This is a genomic window from Bacillus sp. JS (genome assembly GCF_000259365.1).
Taxonomy (GTDB): domain Bacteria; phylum Bacillota; class Bacilli; order Bacillales; family Bacillaceae; genus Bacillus; species Bacillus stercoris.
In genome coordinates, this window is sequence record NC_017743.1 from 795,686 (window position 1) to 818,588 (window position 22,903).

17 protein-coding genes and 1 pseudogene are annotated in these 22,903 nt (G+C 43.3%); 11 read left to right on the forward strand and 7 right to left on the reverse strand.

Annotated features, from left to right (window positions below; translation table 11 throughout):
* Positions 1 to 22: 22 nt before the first annotated feature.
* The 3 genes from MY9_RS03930 to putP all read right to left on the reverse strand — a co-directional run bounded on the left by MY9_RS03930 (position 23) and on the right by putP (position 3,797).
* Complete coding sequence (locus MY9_RS03930) at positions 23 to 1,402, reverse strand: alkaline phosphatase (RefSeq protein WP_014663092.1); 1,380 nt, start codon at positions 1,400 to 1,402, stop codon at positions 23 to 25.
* 111 nt (positions 1,403 to 1,513) lie between these two features.
* Positions 1,514 to 2,212 (reverse strand): MgtC/SapB family protein, encoded by a 699-nt coding sequence (locus MY9_RS03935; protein ID WP_014663093.1) that lies wholly within the window; start codon positions 2,210 to 2,212, stop codon positions 1,514 to 1,516.
* Positions 2,213 to 2,318: 106 nt separating this feature from the next.
* Entirely contained in the window at positions 2,319 to 3,797 is a 1,479-nt protein-coding gene (putP, locus tag MY9_RS03940; RefSeq protein WP_014663094.1) for a sodium/proline symporter PutP, read from the reverse strand.
* Between the two features lie 413 nt (positions 3,798 to 4,210).
* Here putP and gatC point away from each other — a divergent pair, with 413 nt between their 5' ends.
* Genes gatC through gatB form a run of 3 tightly spaced genes read left to right on the forward strand, consistent with a single transcriptional unit; the run spans position 4,211 to position 7,418 of the window.
* Positions 4,211 to 4,501 carry an Asp-tRNA(Asn)/Glu-tRNA(Gln) amidotransferase subunit GatC gene (gene gatC / locus MY9_RS03945; protein ID WP_003219442.1) on the forward strand — a complete coding sequence of 97 codons (291 nt, stop codon included), beginning with the start codon at positions 4,211 to 4,213 and terminating at the stop codon, positions 4,499 to 4,501.
* 15 nt (positions 4,502 to 4,516) lie between these two features.
* Entirely contained in the window at positions 4,517 to 5,974 is a 1,458-nt protein-coding gene (gene gatA / locus MY9_RS03950; protein ID WP_003233901.1) for an Asp-tRNA(Asn)/Glu-tRNA(Gln) amidotransferase subunit GatA, read from the forward strand.
* A 13-nt stretch (positions 5,975 to 5,987) separates the two neighbouring features.
* Positions 5,988 to 7,418 carry an Asp-tRNA(Asn)/Glu-tRNA(Gln) amidotransferase subunit GatB gene (gatB, locus tag MY9_RS03955; RefSeq protein ID WP_003219444.1) on the forward strand — a complete coding sequence of 477 codons (1,431 nt, stop codon included), beginning with the start codon at positions 5,988 to 5,990 and terminating at the stop codon, positions 7,416 to 7,418.
* On the opposite strand, the pseudogene MY9_RS03960 reads toward gatB, so the two are convergent.
* Positions 7,405 to 8,302 (reverse strand): annotated as a pseudogene (locus MY9_RS03960) (TetR/AcrR family transcriptional regulator). The gene gatB and the pseudogene MY9_RS03960 overlap by 14 nt on opposite strands.
* Before the next feature lie 131 nt (positions 8,303 to 8,433).
* Here MY9_RS03960 and srfP point away from each other — a divergent pair.
* The 4 genes from srfP to MY9_RS03980 all read left to right on the forward strand — a co-directional run bounded on the left by srfP (position 8,434) and on the right by MY9_RS03980 (position 15,359).
* Complete coding sequence (gene srfP / locus MY9_RS03965) at positions 8,434 to 11,592, forward strand: surfactin resistance protein SrfP (protein ID WP_041521260.1); 3,159 nt, start codon at positions 8,434 to 8,436, stop codon at positions 11,590 to 11,592.
* 150 nt (positions 11,593 to 11,742) lie between these two features.
* Positions 11,743 to 12,654, forward strand: coding sequence for a diacylglycerol kinase (locus tag MY9_RS03970; protein ID WP_003233894.1), 912 nt, complete (start codon positions 11,743 to 11,745; stop codon positions 12,652 to 12,654).
* Positions 12,655 to 12,710: 56 nt separating this feature from the next.
* On the forward strand, positions 12,711 to 14,093 hold the full coding sequence (gene rlmD / locus MY9_RS03975) for a 23S rRNA (uracil(1939)-C(5))-methyltransferase RlmD (protein ID WP_014663097.1): 1,383 nt from the start codon (positions 12,711 to 12,713) through the stop codon (positions 14,091 to 14,093).
* A 102-nt stretch (positions 14,094 to 14,195) separates the two neighbouring features.
* The gene (locus tag MY9_RS03980) at positions 14,196 to 15,359 is read left to right on the forward strand and encodes an MrcB family domain-containing protein (protein WP_014663098.1); all 1,164 of its coding nucleotides are present in this window, start codon (positions 14,196 to 14,198) and stop codon (positions 15,357 to 15,359) included.
* Positions 15,360 to 15,886: 527 nt separating this feature from the next.
* Here the strand turns inward: MY9_RS03980 and MY9_RS03990 are convergent.
* Positions 15,887 to 16,270, reverse strand: a complete 384-nt coding sequence (locus MY9_RS03990; protein WP_014663100.1) for an Imm50 family immunity protein — start codon at positions 16,268 to 16,270, stop codon at positions 15,887 to 15,889.
* Positions 16,271 to 16,285: 15 nt separating this feature from the next.
* Positions 16,286 to 18,034, reverse strand: a complete 1,749-nt coding sequence (locus MY9_RS03995) for a T7SS effector LXG polymorphic toxin (RefSeq protein ID WP_014663101.1) — start codon at positions 18,032 to 18,034, stop codon at positions 16,286 to 16,288.
* Positions 18,035 to 18,244: 210 nt separating this feature from the next.
* On the opposite strand from MY9_RS03995, the gene MY9_RS04000 reads away from it, so the two are divergent.
* Both MY9_RS04000 and MY9_RS04005 read left to right on the forward strand, forming a co-directional pair.
* Positions 18,245 to 19,252, forward strand: a complete 1,008-nt coding sequence (locus MY9_RS04000; RefSeq protein ID WP_041521261.1) for a hypothetical protein — start codon at positions 18,245 to 18,247, stop codon at positions 19,250 to 19,252.
* Positions 19,253 to 19,360: 108 nt separating this feature from the next.
* Positions 19,361 to 20,521: a lysozyme inhibitor LprI family protein gene (locus MY9_RS04005; protein ID WP_014663104.1), complete on the forward strand. Its 1,161-nt coding sequence runs from the start codon at positions 19,361 to 19,363 to the stop codon at positions 20,519 to 20,521.
* Positions 20,522 to 20,566: 45 nt separating this feature from the next.
* Here MY9_RS04005 and MY9_RS04010 read toward each other — a convergent pair whose 3' ends face one another.
* Positions 20,567 to 21,265, reverse strand: coding sequence for a YetF domain-containing protein (locus MY9_RS04010; protein ID WP_014663105.1), 699 nt, complete (start codon positions 21,263 to 21,265; stop codon positions 20,567 to 20,569).
* Positions 21,266 to 21,459: 194 nt separating this feature from the next.
* On the opposite strand from MY9_RS04010, the gene rapH reads away from it, so the two are divergent.
* Both rapH and phrH read left to right on the forward strand, forming a co-directional pair.
* Positions 21,460 to 22,590 carry a response regulator aspartate phosphatase RapH gene (gene rapH, locus MY9_RS04015; RefSeq protein ID WP_014663107.1) on the forward strand — a complete coding sequence of 377 codons (1,131 nt, stop codon included), beginning with the start codon at positions 21,460 to 21,462 and terminating at the stop codon, positions 22,588 to 22,590.
* Complete coding sequence (gene phrH / locus MY9_RS04020) at positions 22,580 to 22,753, forward strand: phosphatase RapH inhibitor PhrH (protein ID WP_014663108.1); 174 nt, start codon at positions 22,580 to 22,582, stop codon at positions 22,751 to 22,753. The genes rapH and phrH overlap by 11 nt, the downstream gene beginning before the upstream one ends.
* Positions 22,754 to 22,903: the final 150 nt, after the last annotated feature.

A 22,903-nucleotide genomic window follows, 5' to 3' on the forward strand; every position in this document is an offset into this window, starting at 1 on the left:
GCCGGCAGTGAGCCGGCGTTTTTTATTTTTGTTCAAAAATAGCAAAAATGTTTTTTGCCTGCTGCGTATTGTCGATAAGCCCCTTCCATTTTTCCTTTCCCGGACCGTAAGCATAAACCGGTACGTCTTCCCCGGTGTGGGCTAATGTCGTCCAGCCGGAAAAAGACCGTTTATCAAAAATCAATTGAATGCTTTTTTGGATCTCAGCTGTATTCGATTGTGAGGCTGCATTTTTAACCTGATTTATCTCGTTTTCCGTCAGCTTCATATCAACATAAGTGCTGAGCACCTTTTCGGCATCTTGGCCTTCAGCGATCTTTTCTGCCATATAGCCCGGCGTTTTTTTAGCGGCGATGATTGGGGAAGGGTCCCATTTATAGCCGGTCTCGCGAGTCATTCCCTCTGCGCCGTAAGAGAACCCGCCTGTAGAGTGATCAGCTGTAATAATAACCAGCGTTTCTTGATCTTTTTTCGCAAAATCCAGAGCAGCTTGAACGCCTTTCTCGAAATCTTCCATTTCGCTCAAAGCGCCCACCACGTCATTTTCATGGGCTGCATTGTCAATATTGCTTCCTTCCAGAAGCATAAAAAAACCGTTTTCGTTCTTCTGTAACTGGGTGAGTGCCGCTTCCGTCATGTCTTTTAGAGAGGGTGTGCTGTTCTCTCTGTCAATCGCTTTATCTAATTCAACTTCTCCAAACAGTCCGAGCAGTTTTTCGTGCTGATTTTTTTTTAGGTCTTGCTTCGTGGTCACATAATGATAGCCGTCTTTTCGGAACTCTTCAGCAAGATTTCGGTCATTGCGAATGAAATATTTCGCTCCGCCTCCAAGTAAAACATCAACCTTATGAGATCCATTAATACGTTCATCATAGTATTGGTCAGCAATTTCAGTGTAGTTTTTCCGTGAGACGTTATGTACGCCGAAAGCAGCGGGAGTGGCATCGGTTAAGTCCGAAGTCACGACGATGCCGACGGATTTCTTTTTCTCTTTTGCAGCTTCTGTTACGCTTTTGAGCCGCTGATGATTGTTGTCTACAGCAATGGCGTCATTATATGTTTTCGTTCCGGTTGCCATGGCAGTTGCAGCCGCCGAGGAATCAGTGATATTGTCTCTGGGATCGTTAGGTTTCGTCATCTGCATTCCTGTTAAATAAGAGTCCCATGCTGTTTGAACGGGAGTGTTCAGTTTTTCGCTTTTTAATGTCCTATAGCTGTTAATCATCGGCATACCCATTCCGTCTCCGATGATTAGGATAATATTTTTAGGATTTTTGCTGCTGCTCTTGGATGATTGAGAATGAGGAGGGGATATGAATTCAGTTATGGCAAAAATACTTAAGAAAGCAGTCAAAATGAGGGTGACAGTTACTGTAAACCGTGATTTGGTAATGAGGAACATCTCCTTTTATTATATTTATTTACTAATATGTATTTTATTTGAAAATAATAGAGACTTCAATGTTTTTTTCGATGACAGCAAAAAGCCAATGGGATTCCGCCCCATTGGCTTTTATAATGTATCACACTTCACGCCGACTACGCCTTCAATGGCTTTAATGTCATAGTAGACATCGGTCGTGTATCTGTTTTTATGGACGCGGACCTTCACTTCCATAATTGGAAAATCCTTTTCGCCCAGGTCGTCGATCCGGACGGAGTGTGTTTTGATATCTTTTCTTTTCATTTCTTTTAAAATCTCTGTCATTTTGTCCTTATCAGAAAGTGACATTCTGATGCGGATGTCTTTTTCCTGCAGGCGGTCGGGACCGATTTTTCTGACCGCCCATGGAAGAAATTCCACGCTGATCAGGATGAACAGAAGACTGGCAAACGCTTCTTTATAAAATCCGGCTCCCGTTGCCAGCCCGAGTCCCGCTGCACCCCAGATCATGGCCGATGTCGTCAGGCCGGAAATGACATCATTGCTTTTTCGCAGGATGACACCGGCTCCGATAAATCCGACGCCGGAGATGATTTGTGCCGGCAGACGCAGCGGATCCATCATGATGCGGTAGTATTTAGGGAAATGATATGCCGCATTAATACTGACGATCGTCAGCATGCATGAGCTGACGGCGATGACGATACAGGTTTTTAATCCGAGCGGCTTATTTTTTAATTCGCGTTCAAGCCCGATGACCATGCCAATCAATGTGGCAATGCCCAATTTTAATAAAATATCAGGATCAATATACCAGCTCAACAGCAAACTTCCCCCTTTTCTAAGGTGTTTTTAAATAAATATGATTTTCTCACAGTATTTATAGCAAAACAAGAGCACAAAAGCCACCAAGCTGCGCTTGATGGCTTATTGTTTACTTTTTGCGTTTTAACAGCTTTTCCATGACACCGAATAATCGGTAAGAGGCTTTTGCAGGACGTTTTGTGATCAAGCTTCCAATAATACCCGCAATCATACTCAAGAAAAATCCTGGAATCATTTCATAGATGCCTGTAGAGTCAGCTAAACCAGTTGTAATCCAAATTAATACTGTCGCAGCCCCAACAACCATGGCTGAAAGGGCGCCCCATTCAGTCATCCGTTTCCAATACAGGCTCAGCAGAATGGCAGGCCCAAAAGCAGAACCGAATCCGGCCCATGCATAACCAACCAAATCAAGAATCGTGCTGCTCGGATTCAAGGACATCAGAATCGCAATGACCGCGATAATCAATACTGACAGCCGGCCGGCCAAGACCAATTCTTTATCTGATGCTTCACGTCTGAAAAATGTCCGGTATAAGTCTTCTGTCATTGCGCTCGCTGTTACCAAGAGCTGAGAAGAGATCGAACTCATAATGGCTGCTAAAATAGCAGACAGCAAAAATCCAGTAATCAATGGATGAAACAATATTTTAGAAAAAATAATGAAAATCGTTTCAGGATCACTTACAGCAACTCCGAATTTATGGGCGTAAGCCACACCGACTAAACCCGTTACGGTTGAACCAAGAATGGAGATAATCATCCAGCTCATACCGATTCTGCGCGCAGGTTTTAAATCCTTGATATGCTTAATCGCCATAAAACGGACGATGATATGAGGCTGACCATAGTAGCCTAAGCCCCAAGCCAAATAAGAAATAATGCTAATGACGCTCGCGCCTTTAAAAATATCCAATAGCTTTGGGTTTACAGCTGTAATCTCATGTAAAGCAGGAGAAACGCCGCCCAGCTGGGTAAAAGCAACGATCGGCACAAGCACTAGTGCTGCAAACATGATCGCACCCTGTACAAAGTCAGTCAGACTGACAGCAAGGAAACCGCCAAACAGTGTATATAACACGACAACGCCTGCAGTCAGCAGGAGTCCAAGTGTATAATCGGCTCCAAAAGCAGATTCAAATAATCTTCCGCCTGATACCATACCTGAAGAAGTATACAGTGTGAAAAAGATCATAATGATTAAAGCTGATACAATTTTCAGCACTGACGAAGAATGCTGGAATCGTTTATCAAAAAAATCGGGAATCGTAATCGCGTCATCCGCCGCTTCCGTATACGCTCTAAGACGTGGAGCCAAAAGAAGATAGTTCGAATACGCGCCGATTGTCAAACCGAGTGCTAGCCATAGTGTCGACAAGCCTGTCGCAAACATTGCCCCTGGAATTCCCATCAGCATCCATCCACTCATATCCGCCGCTCCGGCAGACAAAGCTGTGACAAACGGTCCGAGGCCTCTTCCTCCAAGCATGTAATCGTTGATATCAGTTGTTTTCTTAAACGAGTACCAGCCGATTAACAGCATGGCAGTAAAGTAAATTCCTAAAGATATAATAATTTCAATACTCACGATTTACCCTCTCTTCATTTCTAATAATGTTGCATCACCTCTCAAATTGATGGTGCCAGTTAAGCAGCCTGGCGTAAGTGCGAAACAAAAGAAATTCTTTTAGGAGTGCACTTGGTAACTTAACCTAACAAAGTATTCCCGGCCATTCAAGCAATGAAACCTTGCTCATGAGCGGGAAATACCGCCGCAAACCTAGAAGGGAATAAAGAATAAAACGCTTTCAAAAAATAATAAAAGTAAAAATATTCAGAAAAATATTTCGTTTCTCCTTCGTCTCATTTTAGTATAAAATATATAGGGTATTGTTTCGAAAACACAGGCTTGTCTTAAGGCGTTTTGTTGCTTTAAAGGGCTTGTTTTTGATATGATCAGTATTATATGACTTAACGGAGAAATATGTGGAGGTGGATCATATGTCACGAATTTCAATAGAAGAAGTAAAGCACGTTGCGCACCTTGCACGACTTGCGATTACTGAAGAAGAAGCAAAGATGTTCACTGAACAGCTCGACAGCATCATTTCCTTTGCCGAGGAGCTGAATGAGGTCAACACAGACAATGTGGAGCCTACAACTCACGTGCTGAAAATGAAAAATGTCATGAGAGAAGATGAAGCGGGTAAAGGTCTTCCGGTTGAGGATGTCATGAAAAATGCGCCTGACCATAAAGACGGCTATATTCGTGTGCCATCAATTCTGGACTAAAGGAGGGACACAAGAATGTCATTGTTTGATCATAAAATCACAGAATTAAAACAGCTGATACATAAAAAAGAGATTAAGATTTCTGATCTGGTTGATGAATCTTATAAACGCATCCAAGCGGTAGATGATAAGGTACAAGCCTTTTTGGCATTAGATGAAGAAAGAGCGCGCGCATACGCGAAGGAGCTTGATGAGGCGGTTGACGGCCGTTCTGAGCATGGTCTTCTATTCGGTATGCCGATCGGCGTAAAAGATAATATCGTAACAAAAGGGCTGCGCACAACATGCTCCAGCAAAATTCTTGAAAACTTCGATCCGATCTACGACGCTACTGTCGTTCAGCGCCTTCAAGACGCTGAAGCAGTCACAATCGGAAAACTGAACATGGACGAATTCGCCATGGGATCATCTACCGAAAACTCAGCTTACAAGCTGACGAAAAACCCTTGGAACTTAGAAACAGTTCCCGGCGGTTCAAGCGGCGGTTCAGCGGCTGCGGTTGCTGCGGGAGAAGTTCCGTTTTCTCTTGGATCTGACACAGGCGGCTCCATCCGTCAGCCGGCATCTTTCTGCGGCGTAGTCGGATTAAAGCCAACATACGGACGTGTATCTCGTTACGGACTGGTCGCATTTGCGTCTTCATTAGACCAAATTGGTCCGATTACCCGTACGGTTGAGGATAACGCATTTTTACTTCAAGCGATTTCCGGTGTAGACAAAATGGACTCTACGAGTGCCAATGTGGACGTGCCTGATTTTCTTTCTTCATTAACTGGCGACATCAAAGGACTGAAAATCGCCGTTCCGAAAGAATACCTTGGTGAAGGTGTCGGCAAAGAAGCGAGAGAATCTGTCCTGGCAGCCCTAAAAGTCCTTGAAGGCCTCGGCGCTACATGGGAAGAAGTGTCTCTTCCGCACAGTAAATACGCGCTTGCGACATATTACCTGCTGTCATCTTCTGAGGCATCAGCGAACCTTGCACGCTTTGACGGCATCCGCTACGGCTACCGCACAGACAACGCGGATAACCTGATCGACCTTTACAAGCAAACGCGCGCTGAAGGTTTCGGTAATGAAGTCAAACGCCGCATTATGCTAGGAACGTTCGCTTTAAGCTCAGGCTACTACGATGCGTACTACAAAAAAGCGCAAAAAGTGCGTACGTTGATTAAGAAAGATTTCGAAGACGTATTTGAGAAATATGATGTCATTGTCGGACCGACTACGCCGACACCTGCGTTTAAAATCGGTGAAAACACGAAAGATCCGCTCACAATGTACGCAAACGATATCTTAACGATTCCGGTCAACCTTGCCGGCGTACCGGGAATCAGTGTGCCATGCGGATTAGCAGACGGACTTCCGCTCGGCCTGCAAATCATCGGAAAACACTTTGATGAAAGCACTGTATACCGTGTTGCCCATGCATTTGAACAAGCGACAGACCATCATAAAGCAAAACCTGAACTGTAAGGGGTGAAAAGAATTGAACTTTGAAACGGTAATCGGACTTGAAGTCCACGTTGAGTTAAAAACAAAATCAAAAATTTTCTCAAGCTCTCCAACGCCATTCGGCGCGGAGGCGAATACGCAGACAAGCGTCATTGACCTCGGATACCCGGGTGTCCTGCCTGTCCTGAACAAAGAAGCCGTTGAATTCGCAATGAAAGCCGCTATGGCGCTCAACTGTGAGATCGCAACGGATACGAAGTTTGACCGCAAAAACTATTTCTATCCTGACAACCCGAAAGCGTATCAGATTTCTCAATTTGATAAGCCGATCGGCGAAAACGGCTGGATCGAAATTGAAGTCGGCGGAAAAACAAAACGCATCGGCATCACACGTCTTCACCTTGAAGAGGATGCCGGAAAACTGACGCATACAGGCGACGGCTATTCTCTTGTTGACTTTAACCGCCAGGGAACGCCGCTTGTTGAGATCGTATCTGAGCCGGATATCCGCACGCCGGAAGAAGCGTACGCGTATCTTGAAAAGCTGAAATCCATCATCCAATATACAGGCGTTTCCGACTGTAAAATGGAAGAAGGCTCACTTCGCTGTGATGCCAATATCTCTCTTCGTCCGATCGGCCAAGAGGAATTCGGCACAAAAACAGAATTGAAAAACTTGAACTCCTTTGCGTTTGTTCAAAAAGGCCTTGAGCATGAAGAAAAACGCCAAGAGCAGGTTCTTCTTTCCGGCGGCGTCATCCAGCAGGAAACGCGCCGTTATGATGAAGCAACGAAGAAAACCATTCTCATGCGTGTCAAAGAGGGATCTGACGACTATCGTTACTTCCCAGAGCCAGACCTTGTCGAGCTATACATTGATGATGAATGGAAGGAACGCGTAAAAGCAAGCATTCCTGAGCTTCCGGACGAGCGCCGCAAGCGTTATATCGAAGAGCTTGGCTTGCCTGCATATGACGCGATGGTTCTGACGCTGACAAAAGAAATGGCTGATTTCTTCGAAGAAACCGTTCAAAAAGGCGCTGAAGCCAAACAAGCGTCTAACTGGCTGATGGGTGAAGTGTCAGCTTACCTAAACGCTGAGCAAAAAGAGCTTGCCGATGTTGCCCTGACACCTGAAGGCCTTGCCGGCATGATCAAATTGATTGAAAAAGGCACCATTTCTTCTAAGATCGCGAAGAAAGTGTTTAAAGAATTGATTGAAAAAGGCGGCGACGCTGAGAAGATTGTGAAAGAGAAAGGCCTTGTTCAGATTTCTGACGAAGGCGTGCTTCTGAAGCTTGTAACAGAAGCGCTTGACAACAATCCGCAATCAATCGAAGACTTCAAAAACGGAAAAGACCGTGCGATCGGCTTCCTGGTCGGACAGATTATGAAAGCGTCCAAAGGACAAGCCAACCCGCCGATGGTCAACAAAATTCTGCTTGAAGAAATTAAAAAACGCTAATAAAAAAGCAGCCCTTAGAGGCTGCTTTTTTATGGTTAAATGGAGATAAAGACAGAGATCAGAGCCCGAAGTTTTTCAACTTCTTCGTTATTGGTTCCGGTCAAATTGGACAGCATGCCTTTTATAATCGGCTTGCGCGGTTTAGCCTGAGCTAGTTCTTCCTCGATCACATCGAGTGACACTGTGATATCCTCGGGCAGCGTGCTGTTTTCTTTCACTTTCTGAATGTCCTCAAGCAGCTGGTCTTTCCCCGCAGGCATCGGAGTGAAAATTTCTTTTGGCACGATCGGATTGAGGTTTGAACGGCTCAGCCCCTGTACAAGATCATCCAGTCTCTCGATGATAAAGGCTGAGATTTCCTCTGCACCGATATTAAGCTCACTGTTAAATACCATCACATTCATATAGGAATGCACAATGCCTCTTGCCATGATAGACAGATCCGCGACGTACCGCTCGATTCCTTCGCCATAGGATACCAGCAAGGCGTTCCGGTACAGCTTATCCGTCTCCATGGTTACTTTGTAAAAGTATTGCTTGATTTCTTGATTTTCCGGAATGATATTTTCGGTAAGTAAAAGAACAATAAAATCTTTATGATCGCGAAAATCTTCAAATTGAGCGCCAATTTGCTTTTTTAACACTTCCTTAGGCGGCTTTCCGGCGAGATCTTCTTCTATATCTTTCATTTTGGTCATAGACATACCGATGTAATATTCACAGGCAGATAACAGCAGCGCTTCTTTCGATTTGAAGTGCAAATAAAAAGCGCCCTTTGAAATGCCGCATTCACTGGCGATTTCCTGGATCGTCGTAGCTGCGAATCCTTTTTTCGCAAATAAACGAATGCTGGCTTTTATGATTTTCTCTTTTTTTTCATTCATGACGTGCTTCCCCTTAATCCTTGAAAAATTTAGTAAAATTTTCTGGTATATGAGTTGACGTTGTTGCGTTATAACGTTTAGTATTATATAGAATGACCAGTCAGTCAATAAAAAATGTAATGGAGGATATGATGAATCACGTTATTAATTTCGTTCTGAAAAACAAATTCGCCGTATGGCTGATGACGATTATTGTAACGGCAGCCGGCTTGTATGCGGGTATGAATATGAAGCAAGAGTCTATTCCTGACGTGAACATGCCTTACTTGACGATCAGCACGACATATCCGGGTGCGACACCAAGCCAAGTGGCTGATGAAGTGACCAAACCGGTTGAACAAGCCGTTCAGAACTTGGACGGTGTCAGCGTTGTGACGTCGACGTCCTATGAAAACGCATCGTCGGTCATGATTGAATATGATTATGAGAAAGACATGGACAAAGCAAAAACAGAAGCGGCTGAAGCGTTAGAAAACGTCAGTCTGCCTGATGACGCGAAGGATCCGGAGATTTCACGCTACAGCTTGAACTCATTCCCGATTCTGACGCTGAGCGTGTCCAGTGATAAAGATAACCTGCAAGAGCTGACGAAAAAAGTGGAGGACAGCCTCGTTTCTAAGCTTGAAGGCATAGAAGGCGTTGCGTCCGTCCAAGTATCAGGCCAGCAGGTGGAAGAGGTTGAATTCTCTTTCAAAGAAGACAAACTGAAAGAATACGGCCTTGATGAAGATACTGTGAAGAAAGTGATTCAAGGTTCAGATGTGACAACTCCGCTTGGCTTGTACACATTCGGAAATGAAGAAAAATCTGTCGTCGTCAGCGGCGATATTGAAACAATTAAAGATTTGAAGAATATGAGAATTCCTACGGCATCTGCTTCAAGTGCAGGCAGCAGCGCAGCATCTCAAGCGGCGGCGCAAAGTGCACAAGCAGCTCAGAGCGCGCAAGCGGCAGCACAGGCGCAGCAAAGCGCAAGCACAGCAGTGCCGACGGTCAAGCTTTCTGACATTGCTACAATTAAAGATGTGAAAAAAGCTGAATCCGTTTCACGCACAAATGGCAAAGACAGCATCGGCATCAACATCGTTAAAGCAAACGATGCGAATACCGTAGAGGTTGCCGACAATGTCAAAGCTGAGCTGAAGAAGTTCAAAGAAGACCATAAAGGCTTCAACTACAGCGCAACTCTCGACATGGCGGAGCCGATCACACAGTCAGTTGACACGATGTTAAGCAAAGCCATCTTCGGTGCTATTTTTGCGATTGTGATTATTCTCTTATTCTTAAGAGATATCAAATCAACATTAATTTCGGTAGTTTCAATTCCATTATCATTGCTGATCGCACTCCTTGTGCTGCAGCAGCTTGATATCACACTGAATATTATGACGCTCGGCGCAATGACCGTCGCCATCGGACGTGTCGTCGATGACTCCATCGTTGTGATCGAGAACATTTACCGCCGCATGAGACTCAAGGATGAGCCGCTCCGCGGAAAAGCCTTGGTTCGTGAAGCGACGAAGGAAATGTTTAAGCCGATCATGTCATCGACGATCGTGACCATCGCGGTATTCCTGCCGCTCGCACTTGTAGGCGGACAAATCGGTGAATTGTTTATTCCATTTGCCTTAACGATTGTTTTTGCGCTTGCCGCATCACTGTTGATTTCGATCACGCTTGTGCCGATGCTCGCACACAGCCTGTTCAAAAAATCATTAACCGGTGCGCCGATGAAAGCAAAAGAACACAAATCAGGCAGACTTGCAAACATCTATAAAAAAGTATTGAACTGGGCGCTGAGCCATAAATGGATCACGTCTATCATCGCTGTTCTGATGCTCCTTGGAAGCTTGTTCCTTGTACCGTTAATCGGTGCCAGCTACCTGCCGTCCGAGGAAGAAAAAACGATGCAGCTCACATACAGCCCAGAACCGGGTGAAACGAAAAAAGAAGCCGAAAAAGAAGCTGAAAAAGCGGAAAAAATCCTGCTTGACCGCAAGCATGTCGATACGGTTCAGTATTCATTAGGCTCTGGCAGCCCGCTTGCCGGAGGAGATTCTAACGGTGCGTTATTCTATATCAAATATGAAAGCGACACGCCTGACTTTGATAAAGAAAAAGACAACGTGCTGAAGGCCATCCAAAAGCAATCTGACCGCGGAGAATGGAAGTCACAGGACTTCAGCTCTTCAGGCAATAACAACGAATTAACATACTATGTGTATGGCGATTCTGAAAACGACATTAAAGACACAGTCAAAGACATTGAAAAAATCATGAAAGATGAAAAGGATCTGAAAAACGTAAATTCAGGCCTTTCCAGCACATATGATGAGTACACATTTGTCGCTGACCAAGAAAAATTAAGCAAGCTCGGTTTAACCGCGTCTCAAATTTCTCAAGCCTTAATGTCACAAACATCACAAGAACCGCTCACAACTGTGAAAAAAGACGGCAAAGAGCTTGATGTGAACATTAAGACAGAAAAAGACGAGTATAAGAGTGTGAAAGATTTAGAGAATAAAAAGATCACTTCCGCGACTGGCCAGGAAGTCAAAATCGGCGATGTGGCAAAAGTGAAAGAAGGATCAACATCAGATACCGTGTCAAAACGTGACGGAAAAGTCTATGCGGATGTCACAGGTGAGGTTACATCTGACAACGTCACAGCCGTATCAGCTGCTGTACAAAAGAAAATCGATAAGCTAGACCATCCTGATAACGTATCGATTGACACAGGCGGTGTATCCGCGGATATCGCTGATTCCTTCACGAAGCTCGGTTTAGCGATGCTGGCAGCAATAGCGATCGTTTACCTTGTGCTCGTGATTACCTTCGGCGGAGCATTAGCGCCATTTGCGATCCTGTTCTCATTGCCGTTCACAATCATCGGTGCCCTGGTTGGACTTTACGTATCAGGTGAAACGATCAGCCTGAACGCAATGATCGGTATGCTCATGCTGATCGGTATCGTTGTGACGAATGCGATTGTCTTAATTGACCGCGTGATTCATAAGGAAGCGGAAGGCCTGTCTACGAGAGAAGCGCTTCTGGAAGCCGGCTCTACACGACTCCGTCCGATCCTGATGACAGCCATTGCGACAATCGGCGCCTTGATTCCATTAGCGCTCGGCTTCGAAGGCGGAAGCCAGGTCATTTCAAAAGGACTCGGCGTCACGGTTATTGGCGGTTTAATCAGTTCAACACTTCTAACGCTCTTGATCGTGCCAATCGTATATGAAGTATTGGCGAAGTTCCGCAAGAAAAAACCGGGAACGGAAGAAGAGTAAAAAACAAAAAGCCTCAGCTCTGCTGGGGCTTTTGTGCGTTTTCACCTGTAAGATTATGTACATTTTGTTGCGATTTTTTTAACTCATAGTATAATTAAAGGTTGTTAGTGTAAAAATGGATCGGATACTCTTAAGTAGGATGATGAGATAATGAAACGTGCACGCATAATATACAATCCGACTTCAGGACGGGAGATCTTTAAAAAGCATCTTGCCCAGGTCCTGCAAAAATTTGAACAAGCCGGCTATGAAACCTCTACCCATGCGACGACATGCGCAGGAGACGCTACACACGCTGCCAAGGAAGCGGCATTGCGTGAGTTTGACCTGATCATTGCGGCAGGCGGAGACGGAACGATCAACGAGGTCGTCAATGGGCTTGCGCCTTTAGACAACCGTCCGACACTCGGTGTGATTCCAGTCGGCACAACAAACGACTTCGCCAGAGCGCTCGGCATTCCGCGCGAGGATATTTTAAAAGCGGCAGATACGGTCATTAACGGCGTCGCCCGCCCGATTGATATCGGACAGGTCAACGGCCAGTATTTTATCAATATCGCCGGAGGAGGCCGCCTGACGGAGCTGACGTACGACGTGCCAAGCAAACTCAAAACAATGCTCGGCCAGCTTGCTTATTATTTAAAAGGAATGGAAATGCTGCCTTCACTTCGTCCGACAGAAGTCGAGATTGAATATGACGGCAAGCTGTTTCAAGGTGAAATCATGCTGTTTTTGGTCACGCTGACAAACTCCGTCGGCGGCTTTGAAAAGCTCGCGCCGGATTCCAGCCTGAATGACGGCATGTTTGATTTGATGATACTAAAGAAAGCAAACCTTGCTGAATTTATCAGGGTCGCCACGATGGCGCTTCGCGGCGAACACATCAACGACCAGCACATTATTTATACAAAAGCGAACCGCGTGAAAGTCAATGTATCAGAAAAGATGCAGCTGAACCTGGACGGCGAGTACGGCGGCATGCTGCCGGGCGAATTCGTGAATCTGTACCGACACATTCACGTCGTCATGCCGAAGGAGAAAGCGGAACAGCTGGATGACTAAAACTTGGCTTGTACAGGCCAAGTTTTTCTTTCGCTTAAAACAAGAGGTGAACATAGATGAAAATGAAACCCCCAGTAGAAAAAAACGAATACTACGACGTGACATTTGAGGATTTGACCCACGAAGGAGCGGGCGTCGCAAAGGTGCAGGGCTTCCCGATCTTCGTGCCGAACGCTCTTCCGGAAGAAAAAGCACAAATCAAAGTGACCCGCGTCAAAAAAGGGTTCGCCTTCGGCCGCCTGATCGAGCTGAAGGAAGAAAGCCCGCACAGAACGGATGCCCCGTGCCCGATTTACAAGCAATGCGGCGGCTGCCAGCTTCAGCACATGACCTACGAAGGCCAGCTCTTGTTTAAACAGAAACAAGTCAAAGACGTCTTGGAACGCATTGGCAAGCTGGACCTGTCCAACGTCACTGTGCACCCGACACTCGGCATGGAAGACCCGTGGAACTACAGAAACAAAGCACAGGTGCCGGTAGGAGAACGGGAAGGCGGACTCGTCGCCGGATTCTATCAGCAAAGAAGCCATGACATCATCGACATGAGCGCCTGCCTGATCCAGCAATCCAAAAACGACGAAGCCGTCCAAGCCGTCAAAGACATTTGCGCCAAATACGGTGTTAAAGCCTACAATGAAGAACGCCACAAAGGCTGGCTCCGCCACATCATGGTCAGATACGGCGTTGTTACGGGCGAAATGATGATCGTTTTCATCACAAGAACAAACGATTTCCCGCATAAAGCGAAGATCATCGAAGACATTACAGCGCAATTCCCGCACGTCAAATCCATCGTGCAAAACATCAACCCGAACAAAACAAACGTCATTTTTGGGAACGAAACAAACGTTATCTGGGGCGAAGAATACATCTACGACCTCATCGGAGACGTCAAATTCGCCATCTCCGCCAGATCGTTCTACCAGGTCAACCCGGAGCAAACCAAAGTGCTCTATGACAAAGCGCTTGAGTACGCGGAGCTTCAAGGCGAAGAAACCGTCATTGACGCTTACTGCGGCATCGGAACGATTTCTCTCTTCCTGGCAAAGCAGGCGAAAAAAGTGTACGGCGTAGAGATTGTGCCGGAAGCGATTGAAGACGCCAAACGAAATGCCGAATTAAACGGCATCACAAACGCTGAGTTCGCGGTCGGTGAAGCGGAAACCGTGATTCCAAAGTGGTATGAGGAAGGCATCACGGCCGATACGCTAGTTGTAGACCCGCCAAGAAAAGGCTGCGACGAAGCCCTCCTGCGGACAATTGTGGAGATGAAACCGAAGCGGGTTGTGTACGTGTCCTGTAATCCTGGCACGCTTGCGAGAGACCTGCGGGTGCTTGAGGATGGCGGGTATGAGACGCGCGAAGTGCAGCCTGTGGATATGTTTCCGCATACGAATCATGTGGAGTGTGTGGCTGTGCTTGAAAGAAAAGATATATAAGAAATTTTTAAAAAATAAAAGCCTCCCAAGATCAGGAGAGGCTTTTTATATGATTACGTTGTTTTTTAGGTATCTCATTTATATACAGAGGTGTTTGAAATAATGGCTGAAGTTTTAGATGATTCGAATTTAACCATACAAGAAAAAATGATTAAAGTAATAACAGAATATCATAAAGCTAAAAGAGAGATGTTTAAAGACCATCCTATAGGGACACTTGTTCGTCATAAGATAAAAGAGTCTCTTTTTAAAGACGCTGAATTGGATCAAAAAATTTACCATATAGTAGGGTCGGTAGGACAAGGTAGATGGGCTGAGATCCCATGGATTTCTGTCTTTATTAAGAAATTAACAATTTCAGCCACAAGAGGATACTATATTGTATACTTGTTTAATGCAGATGGCAGTGGCTTTTACGTTAGTTTGAATCAAGGTTGGTCATATTTTAAAGATAAATATGGAACAAAGCTAGGGAGGGATAAAATAAAAAAAACAGCTTCTATAATTAGAGGAAAATTAAATACTATACCTAAAAACATGAATCTTTTAAATATTGATTTAAAGGGCAATGGTGATCTTGCTAGAGGATATGAACTAGGACATATATGTGGACGATATTATGATGTGAGCTATTTACCCAGTAAGGAAGAATTCATAACTGATTTACAAAATTTGTTGATTACATATAAAGAAATAGAAGGCCTGATTGGACAGAGGTCGATAGAACAGTTCAATGATTTCATTTTATTACAGGAAGACGGATTATACACGGAAGATACGAATAATGAAGAAGAATATCAGCTAGCAGTTCAGCATTTTATTATATCTGAGAGTGTAAAAAGGACATATGAAGTAAATCAAAAAAAAGTACGTCCAGAACCAATTTATAATAAAGGTGGACAAAAGCAATGGACAAGGAATGCAAGCCTAGCCTCTATGGCAATGATGCTTTCAAATTACACTTGCGAAATTGACGACTCCCATAAAACATTTATCTCCAAATCTACCAATAAGCCTTTTGTTGAGTGTCATCATCTTGTGCCTATAGCTAAGCAAGATGAATTCCAATATGACTTAGATCAACTAGAGAACATGGTAAGTTTATGTCCACTTTGTCATCGTCTTATACATTTAGGTAGAGATCAAGATATAGAAACACTTTTAAGAAAATTGTTTGATCAGCGTAAGGATCAATTGAAACGTATAGGTATAGAAATAACCTTTTCGGATCTTAAAGAGATCTACGGTTGTCAAATAAAAAGTTAGTGAAATCATTTATATTATATTCTGGAAGTATTAATCTTCTAATTATTGATTATAGCAGGTCTATTACTGCAATCAATAGTTTTAAGGGCATTATTGACTCTCGGTAATACGATAGTAAGAACTGTTCATTTAGAAAAAGGCGGAGGAGTTATCGGATGTCTGTTCTTAAACTTTTCACCATCTTTTTAATAGCTTTTATGTTTACATAGGATTTATGTATTCGTTTGCTGATTCTAGATATGCTTTTGTCATGGTGCCTAATTTATTTTTTAATGAAGAAAACCCTTTCTTCGAATTGCTCCTCGGATTAATGTTGTATAAAGAATTTTGCCACTTCATATCTTTTTAATATGTTTTTCACTATAGAGGTTGGATTTTTTTATTAATTGTTTTTATTGCTGTAATTGTTAATAGAGTTATTTTATTAAATCATATCAAAAGTGGACGCCTTTTATTAAAACTATAAGCCCTCGATTAAGAGGGCTTACTAGTAGGTTGCTCTATAAACCAAATAAATTGAAATTTAATCAAATATTATTATGATATCCTCCCACAGATTGGACAAGTCCTGCAACAGCTTTTACTCTAGCCTCAACCGTGCCTGTTATGTTAACTTCGATTTCATCGTCCTTCTTTTCAATCTCTATGTTTCCGCTGAAATTTCTGCTTAGTGACTTAATGCTAATTTCCTTTATTTCAAATAAGTCAATTTCAATAACGGTAGTGTTATAATTTAAAAGGCTCCATTTTTTTGGCGGATTATCAGCGTGTGATGGCATATCAAATTTAATGCTAACTTTGTCGCCTTCTTGAAGAATATTAATCTCTGCAATTCTAACATTTTTTAATTCAGGTACCTTATTGTATAAATTACAAATCGCTATGTTTTTGTCTAAAGCTTCATGCCACATATTAACACCTCATATTTATTTATTAAATTCGTAATGATCTTTTGTACCATCAATACTTCCAGTTCTGGGGTTATCGCTTGGTCTTACGTTAAAATGGGGGCCTTGTCCGCCTTTTTCATGGCCAGCACTGTGATCTTGAATAATAATTGTTTCACCTTTATTGTTTTTAAAGTAATATTCTCGCGTGTATATAACATTACCTTGTTTATCTTTTATCACATGTCCACCTTCATGGGCTGCAGTTCGCATTGGTTCTGTCTTTACATCAAATGGTTGCTGAACAACAGGAATTCCCGCGTCTCTTTTAGCTTCTTTAAAAGCACCTCTGCGTGCATTTGTAACGACTTTTATATTGGAGCTAACACTTGTGTTTTTTCCGCTATTGGACTGATATAGTACACTATTTTTCTCGGTTATATCTTTCAGAGGTTTTGTATCTAGTGTATTATGAATATCTTTAATTCGATTTAAATCACCCGCAAAAGCAAATTGAACTGATCCGTTAGAAAATGTGTCACTAATCATTCTAGATGTAGTAACAAGTGCTTCATTGCCTTTTGTAATAGTTTTTTGAGCTGTGAGTTTTCCTAGCTTTCCAACTTTATCTATACCTTTAGTTCCAATAAGTGCTGTTACAACAGTGGCCAGGGAATAGGTGATCCAACGTGATCTTGACTCTGCGTCTCCGTTTATCATATCACGCTTCCATGAATCGGATAACGCTGCCCATATATTAACTCCCGTAAATGTAACTGTTGCAAGTTGTTGGGTGGGAGAGGAGTTTAAAAATTTGTACACACTGCTAATTGTCTCTGGTGCATTTAAAATCATATCCTTCACACCAAGAGCAGTGTCTTTTCCAAAGTCGTATAATCCCTCACCAATTCCTTTTAAAATTTTAGCATCCTGTTCAGCAGTTTCTAATTGTATCACATACTGTTGTTGATAAGGCTCAAGGTTCTCATACCCAATCTTCTTCGCAATTTCTAAATATTCATCAGGGTCAGATACACCATCCGCAAGCTTTTTCTTCAATTTTTCAATCTCGCGTTCCTTCGCTTCCTCTTTCTTAATCTTCAAGTAAGCCTCAGTCCGCTTTTCAATGTCGCCTTTTTTCTTATGTATGTCGCTCTCACGGTACGCCTTGGCGTTGTAGTGGATGGGTGTGGCGTTTTTGCCTTTGCCCGTTGCTTCTTGGAGCTTTTGGAAATCGGACTTGATGAATTGTTCATTTGGCTCTGACAGGGCGTACTCTGTTTTCAGGTCTTCGTCCAAGGCGTCCAATTTTTCCAGTGTTTTTTTGCGTTTGTCGTCGGCATCGGCCAGTTCGTCTTTGAAGGTTTCTGTTGAAAATAGGTCGAGCGGGAGGATGTCGTCGATATCGTTTAAGATATCTTTCATCGCTTTTTTCTGTTCAGACATGATGGATTTCGATTTTTTGTGGGCATTTGCCAGTTCGTGCTCCAGGAAGGATTCTTCGATGTATGCGTCTGAGAGGCCTTTGTCCTCGGCGGCTCCGGCGATGCTGTTGAAAAATGCAATTTTCATATCGATGTAGTCGATCCATTGGTCGGTGACGCCGACGTGGTCGTGATAGAATGCTTTGATGTTGTTAGCGCCTTTTCCTGAGAATTCGCTGTCACTGAGATCAGCGACGCTTTTTAACGCTTTTCTCAAGTTGACCATTTGCGTTCTTAGTTCTTTGTACTCTTTTGCACGGTCTGTCGCTTCCGAAAGTAGTGTTTTCGCTTCAAATACTTTCATGACCATTTCCCTTCTTTTGTTCGCTCAATATCAAAATTTTACCACGGGGCGGGATGAGGGTGGGGATGAGAACGTGTTTTGGTGGAAAAATGAGTCATTTGGCATGTGTCTTTATTCGTGGAGGGATTGACGGAAACATGGTCGAAATGTATTGTCTATAAACATTTTTTGGAAGTTTATATTCTATATTGTTTTTTAAGGAGCATGGTGATGAAGAAAAAATGGATTACATTTGGTTTATCAGGGTTAATGGTATGCATCATACTATTTTTTCAGTTACGCAATAATGACAGTATTCCTGTCCAATCTTCCGCCATCCACCCTGAAGAAGATCGCATCTTTTTTATTTACTCCAATCCTTTCATAAAAGAAAGCGTGCTGCTTTCAACCTCTACAGGCGAACACTTTAACAGGCGTACATTCAAGGTGGCGGATGTGCCCTATATTCAAACGAAATCTTATGCATCAACAGACCTTGTTTTATTAGCGGAGCACGAGCCTTTTTATTACACGCTGGAGAAGGATGCGATCAAAGAGCATCCTCTTTCAGATCCATTTGCGTTTTGGCATGAGGGGAAGGGTGTCTCGGTTAAGGCCTATAATGTTGATACGACGGGGAATGAGATCCACATAAATGATAAAAAAATGAAGAAGGAATATAACCTTACCTTGCCTTCGCTTGTCACAATGGGGGCCAGTGATCAGAACTTTATTTATATCATTCAAAGCATGGCTATTTACGTGATTGACAGAAAAACAGAGGAAATGATTGAGACTCTGAGTTTAGCTTCATACGCTGATCAATTCGCAGATTCGGAGGAATTTATTATCGCGAGTTCGGAGCATGAATTGACTGTGATTGAAAAAGGGACATGGAAGACGACATATATTGCGTATCCTGAAGATCTTGAATATGCAGATACTGTGTATTATGACAAAGAAAGCGGCAGTTTTTACGTGGCATACGAGGACAAAGAGGGAGGAGCGAACTTACTGGAATATGGGGAGAATTTTTCTTTTCACACATACAGCTTGAAGTTTCCTTATATGGAGGCGAAGTTTAAGGGGAATCTATTGTATATAGTTGCCCAGGAAGAGCATAAAAAGGGCATCGGCGGGTATGTGGGTGTGTTTGATATCCATTCTAAGAAGATGCTTTATCAGTTTGATTTGCCTGAGGAACAGGTGAAGGTGCAGGATTTTGTCGTGGTTGAGTAAGCTCATTTCAGTCTCTTTCTTCCTATGTAAAAATCAAATGTGCAAACCGACAAAAGACCTATAAAATAAGAAAGCTACCATGAGAGAGCAGAAGGGTGAGAAGAGACAATGAGTTATAAATTGGGTGCGCTGCTTTTATCTGTTTTATTCCTATTATCGGCGTGTTCTGATAGCGGAGCTTCTGATAAGGATCAGGAAAAGCAAGCTGTGAAGAAGGCGAGCGTTGCGAAGATGACGGAGCAGGAAGTAAAATCAGCTTTGAAAAACGATATTGATGCGATCTTCAATGCATTTGATAAAGCGGGAACAGAAAACGGCTGGAGCACAGCGAATAAGGCAGATTTCAGCAAGTTGCGGCCTAGTGTGCTGCCTTATGCAACGGAGACGTTTGCAGAGCAGACTTTAAAGGATTTGGCTGGAAAGTATTATTGCGAGTGTGATGCTCCTTTTCAACCGGGCACTGATTTCGATGTGCGTTTTACATATGAACAGAACAAGAATAAGATAGAGGCTTCATCAATAGATCCGGCAACAGAATTAAACAACATGGGCACATCATGGACGTTTGAATTGGTGAAGGAAGATGGCGATTGGAAGATCAACAAATGGGACAGCAAGTCGCTTCAAGGGGATGATATCAAGCTGACAAAAGAAGAAGCAAAAACGATTCTGTCGAGAAACGGTGAAACGGCGGAATTTGTGAAGTCCTATGAATCGAAGGCTGCCGGCGGAACAGCTTATCTTTTCAATGTAAAGAGTTCAAATGGGGAAAGACAGGCGGCGATCAGCTCAAAGGATACCAGTCTGGTAAGTGATAATGAAAACGAGACTGAGGCTGCGGAGCAAGAGACAGCTCAGACGACTGCGGAAACCGCATCGCCTGATACAGCGGATACACAGCGCAGTGGGCAGACAACGGGAAGCACAAAAACAGATTATGTTGCGAAATTGTCTGCGGCAGAAAAGAAAGAAAAGCACAATGACTATCAAAGTGATTATCAGATGATTGAGGATTACGGTTATAATTATCAAATGTGGGACGGATTGCTGAACGAGATATACGGTGTGCTGCAAAATCAGCTTTCTGCTTCAGACATGGCGGCATTAAAAGGGAAACAGCGCCAATGGATAAAGGATAGGGATGCTGCGGCCCAGAAACGATATGATGAGGAGGGCGGCGGTTCATTATCCCGAGTCGTCCAAACGGAAGAGCTTGCCAAACAGACGAAAGAGCGCTGTTACGAGCTGGTGAATACGTATATGAAATAAGTGAAGGGCCTTGTGCCGCAACAATGTTGCAGGCACAGGTCTTTTTTATTCAGGTAATGAATCCTCTTTTTGATCGATATACAGCGTGCCGTCTGTTTGAACTTCTGCATAAAATACTTCTTTAGGATTTTGGACGCCTGCTTCTTTTAGCCGGTCCATCAGCCATTGTCTGTTCAGATGCAATTTTTTTAAGTTGTCTTCTCTCACTTTTCCATCAGCTATGACTGAAGCGGAATGAGATACTTTCGCGTTTGCTCCTTGTACGTTCATATCCTTTTTTGTCACGCTTTGGTGTGTTTCCTTTTTCAACACAGATACAGTGCCGTCCGATTCGTAAATAGCATAATCCACTTCGGCGATTGAAAATATATTTTTTTTGCGAAGCGAAGTTTGCAAAGTATCGATATCAATTCGGGCTTTTCTAAGCTCCTTCTCCATGATTTTCCCTTTTTTAATCAGAATGACAGGCTGTCCTACAACCGCATACCGAAAAGCGGGGAATGTAATATCCAGAAACCCGATGATGATTGTAAAAGCGCTCCACACCAACAAGGCGATGAATCCATTTCTCATACTGATTGTTGAGTCAATGGCAAGTGAGGCCCCGATCGTTCCAATGGATATGGCTGAAACAAAGTTAAAAAAGGTCATCTGGGAGATTTCTTTTCTGCCCATCAGTCTTGTTAACACCAGCAATGTGATAAAGGCGATGAAAAGTCTAATGATCAGTTGCGTGATTGGCATCGGCCATTCTCCTTTACATAGGATCTGTTCATAGTGTTCCCATGCTTTTGTTTTTTTATTTTCATTAAAGGCTTTTGAAAAAGGGGTTTTGAATGCTTTTGCCAGGATGAAAAAGAAAATTCTTCCTTTCGTATTGTTTTCAAAATTTGGGATTGATAGAATATGACATATCTCACAGAGAAGGAGGGAAGCCGTTGAGTCAAGCCATACCGTCTTCGCGTGTTGGTGTTAAGATTAATGAATGGTATAAAATGATTCGCCAGTTCAGTGTTCCGGATGCAGAGGTTCTGAAAGCGGAGGTTGAGGAGGACATTCAGCAGATGGAAGAGGATCAGGATTTGCTGATCTATTATTCTCTGATGTGTTTTCGGCACCAGCTGATGCTGGATTATTTGGAGCCGGGACAGCCTTACGGGAATCGCCCTACAGTGACAGAGCTTCTTGAAACGATTGAGACCCCTCAGAAAAAACTCACAGGCCTTTTGAAATACTACTCTTTGTTTTTCCGCGGCATGTATGAATTTGATCAAAAAGAATATGTTGAAGCAATCGGGTTTTATCGCGAGGCGGAGAAAGAACTGCCGGTTGTGTCTGATGAAATTGAGAAAGCGGAATTCCATTTTAAAGTGGCGGAAGCGTATTATCACATGAAGCAAACCCATGTGTCGATGCATCATATTCTTCAAGCCTTAGACATTTATCAAAACCATCCCTTATACAGCATTAGAACGATACAAAGCTTGTTTGTGATCGCCGGAAATTATGATGATTTCAAACACTATGGCAAAGCGCTCCCGCATTTAGAAGCGGCGCTGAAATTGGCAATGGACATTCAAAACGATCGGTTTATCGCCATTTCTCTATTGAACATCGCGAACAGCTATGACAGATCAGGAGACGATCAGATGGCTGTAGAACATTTCCAAAAAGCGGCGAAAGTGAGCAGAGAGAAAGTGCCTGATCTGCTTCCGAAAGTCTTGTTTGGGTTAAGCTGGACATTATGTAAAGCGGGCCAGACACAGAAAGCGTTTCATTTCATAGAAGAAGGGCTGAACCGTATCACAGCACGTTCTCACAAATGTTATAAAGAATTGTTTCTGTTCTTAGAGGCCGTGTACAAGGAGACTGTTGATGAACGCAAAATTCATGATCTTTTAAGCTATTTCGAAAAAAAGAACCTGCACGCGTACATTGAAGCATGTGCCCGGAGTGCTGCCGCTGTGTTTGAAAGCAGCTGTCACTTTGAACAAGCTGCTGCGTTTTATCGGAAAGTGCTGAAAGCTCAAGAAGATATTCTAAAAGGAGAGTGTTTATATGCCTATTAAGAAAAAAGTGATGATGTGTCTGGCTGTTACTCTAGTTTTCGGAAGCATGTCGTTTCCATTCTTGACAAACTCGGGCGGCGTTAAGGAATCAACAGATCGAAATACGACGTATATTGACCATTCCCCTTACAAACTCAGTGATCAGAAGAAAGCCCTTAGCTAGGGCTTTTTCTTGCTTTACGGAAGACGTTCGATTTTCCCACCGCGGCATTCCTTCTATTTCTAACGCAAGACACTCGAAACAACCAAACCATTTGAGGTATAATGGATAAAGTGAATAACAGCATTTAGATTGATATATATGAAAGAGAGT

Bases quoted from the DNA above. Each gene is read 5' to 3' on its own strand.
- gatA (WP_003233901.1), top strand. From the start codon at position 4,517: ATGTCATTGTTTGATCATAAAATCACAGAATTAAAACAGCTGATACAT.
- MY9_RS04000 (WP_041521261.1), top strand. From the start codon at position 18,245: ATGAAGAAAAAATGGATTACATTTGGTTTATCAGGGTTAATGGTATGC.
- MY9_RS03980 (WP_014663098.1), top strand. From the start codon at position 14,196: ATGGCTGAAGTTTTAGATGATTCGAATTTAACCATACAAGAAAAAATG.
- MY9_RS03995 (WP_014663101.1), bottom strand. From the start codon at position 18,034: ATGAAAGTATTTGAAGCGAAAACACTACTTTCGGAAGCGACAGACCGT.
- srfP (WP_041521260.1), top strand. From the start codon at position 8,434: ATGAATCACGTTATTAATTTCGTTCTGAAAAACAAATTCGCCGTATGG.
- phrH (WP_014663108.1), top strand. From the start codon at position 22,580: ATGCCTATTAAGAAAAAAGTGATGATGTGTCTGGCTGTTACTCTAGTT.
- MY9_RS03990 (WP_014663100.1), bottom strand. From the start codon at position 16,270: ATGTGGCATGAAGCTTTAGACAAAAACATAGCGATTTGTAATTTATAC.
- rlmD (WP_014663097.1), top strand. From the start codon at position 12,711: ATGAAAATGAAACCCCCAGTAGAAAAAAACGAATACTACGACGTGACA.
- MY9_RS03930 (WP_014663092.1), bottom strand. From the start codon at position 1,402: ATGTTCCTCATTACCAAATCACGGTTTACAGTAACTGTCACCCTCATT.
- gatC (WP_003219442.1), top strand. From the start codon at position 4,211: ATGTCACGAATTTCAATAGAAGAAGTAAAGCACGTTGCGCACCTTGCA.
- MY9_RS04010 (WP_014663105.1), bottom strand. From the start codon at position 21,265: ATGCCAATCACGCAACTGATCATTAGACTTTTCATCGCCTTTATCACA.
- MY9_RS04005 (WP_014663104.1), top strand. From the start codon at position 19,361: ATGAGTTATAAATTGGGTGCGCTGCTTTTATCTGTTTTATTCCTATTA.
- MY9_RS03970 (WP_003233894.1), top strand. From the start codon at position 11,743: ATGAAACGTGCACGCATAATATACAATCCGACTTCAGGACGGGAGATC.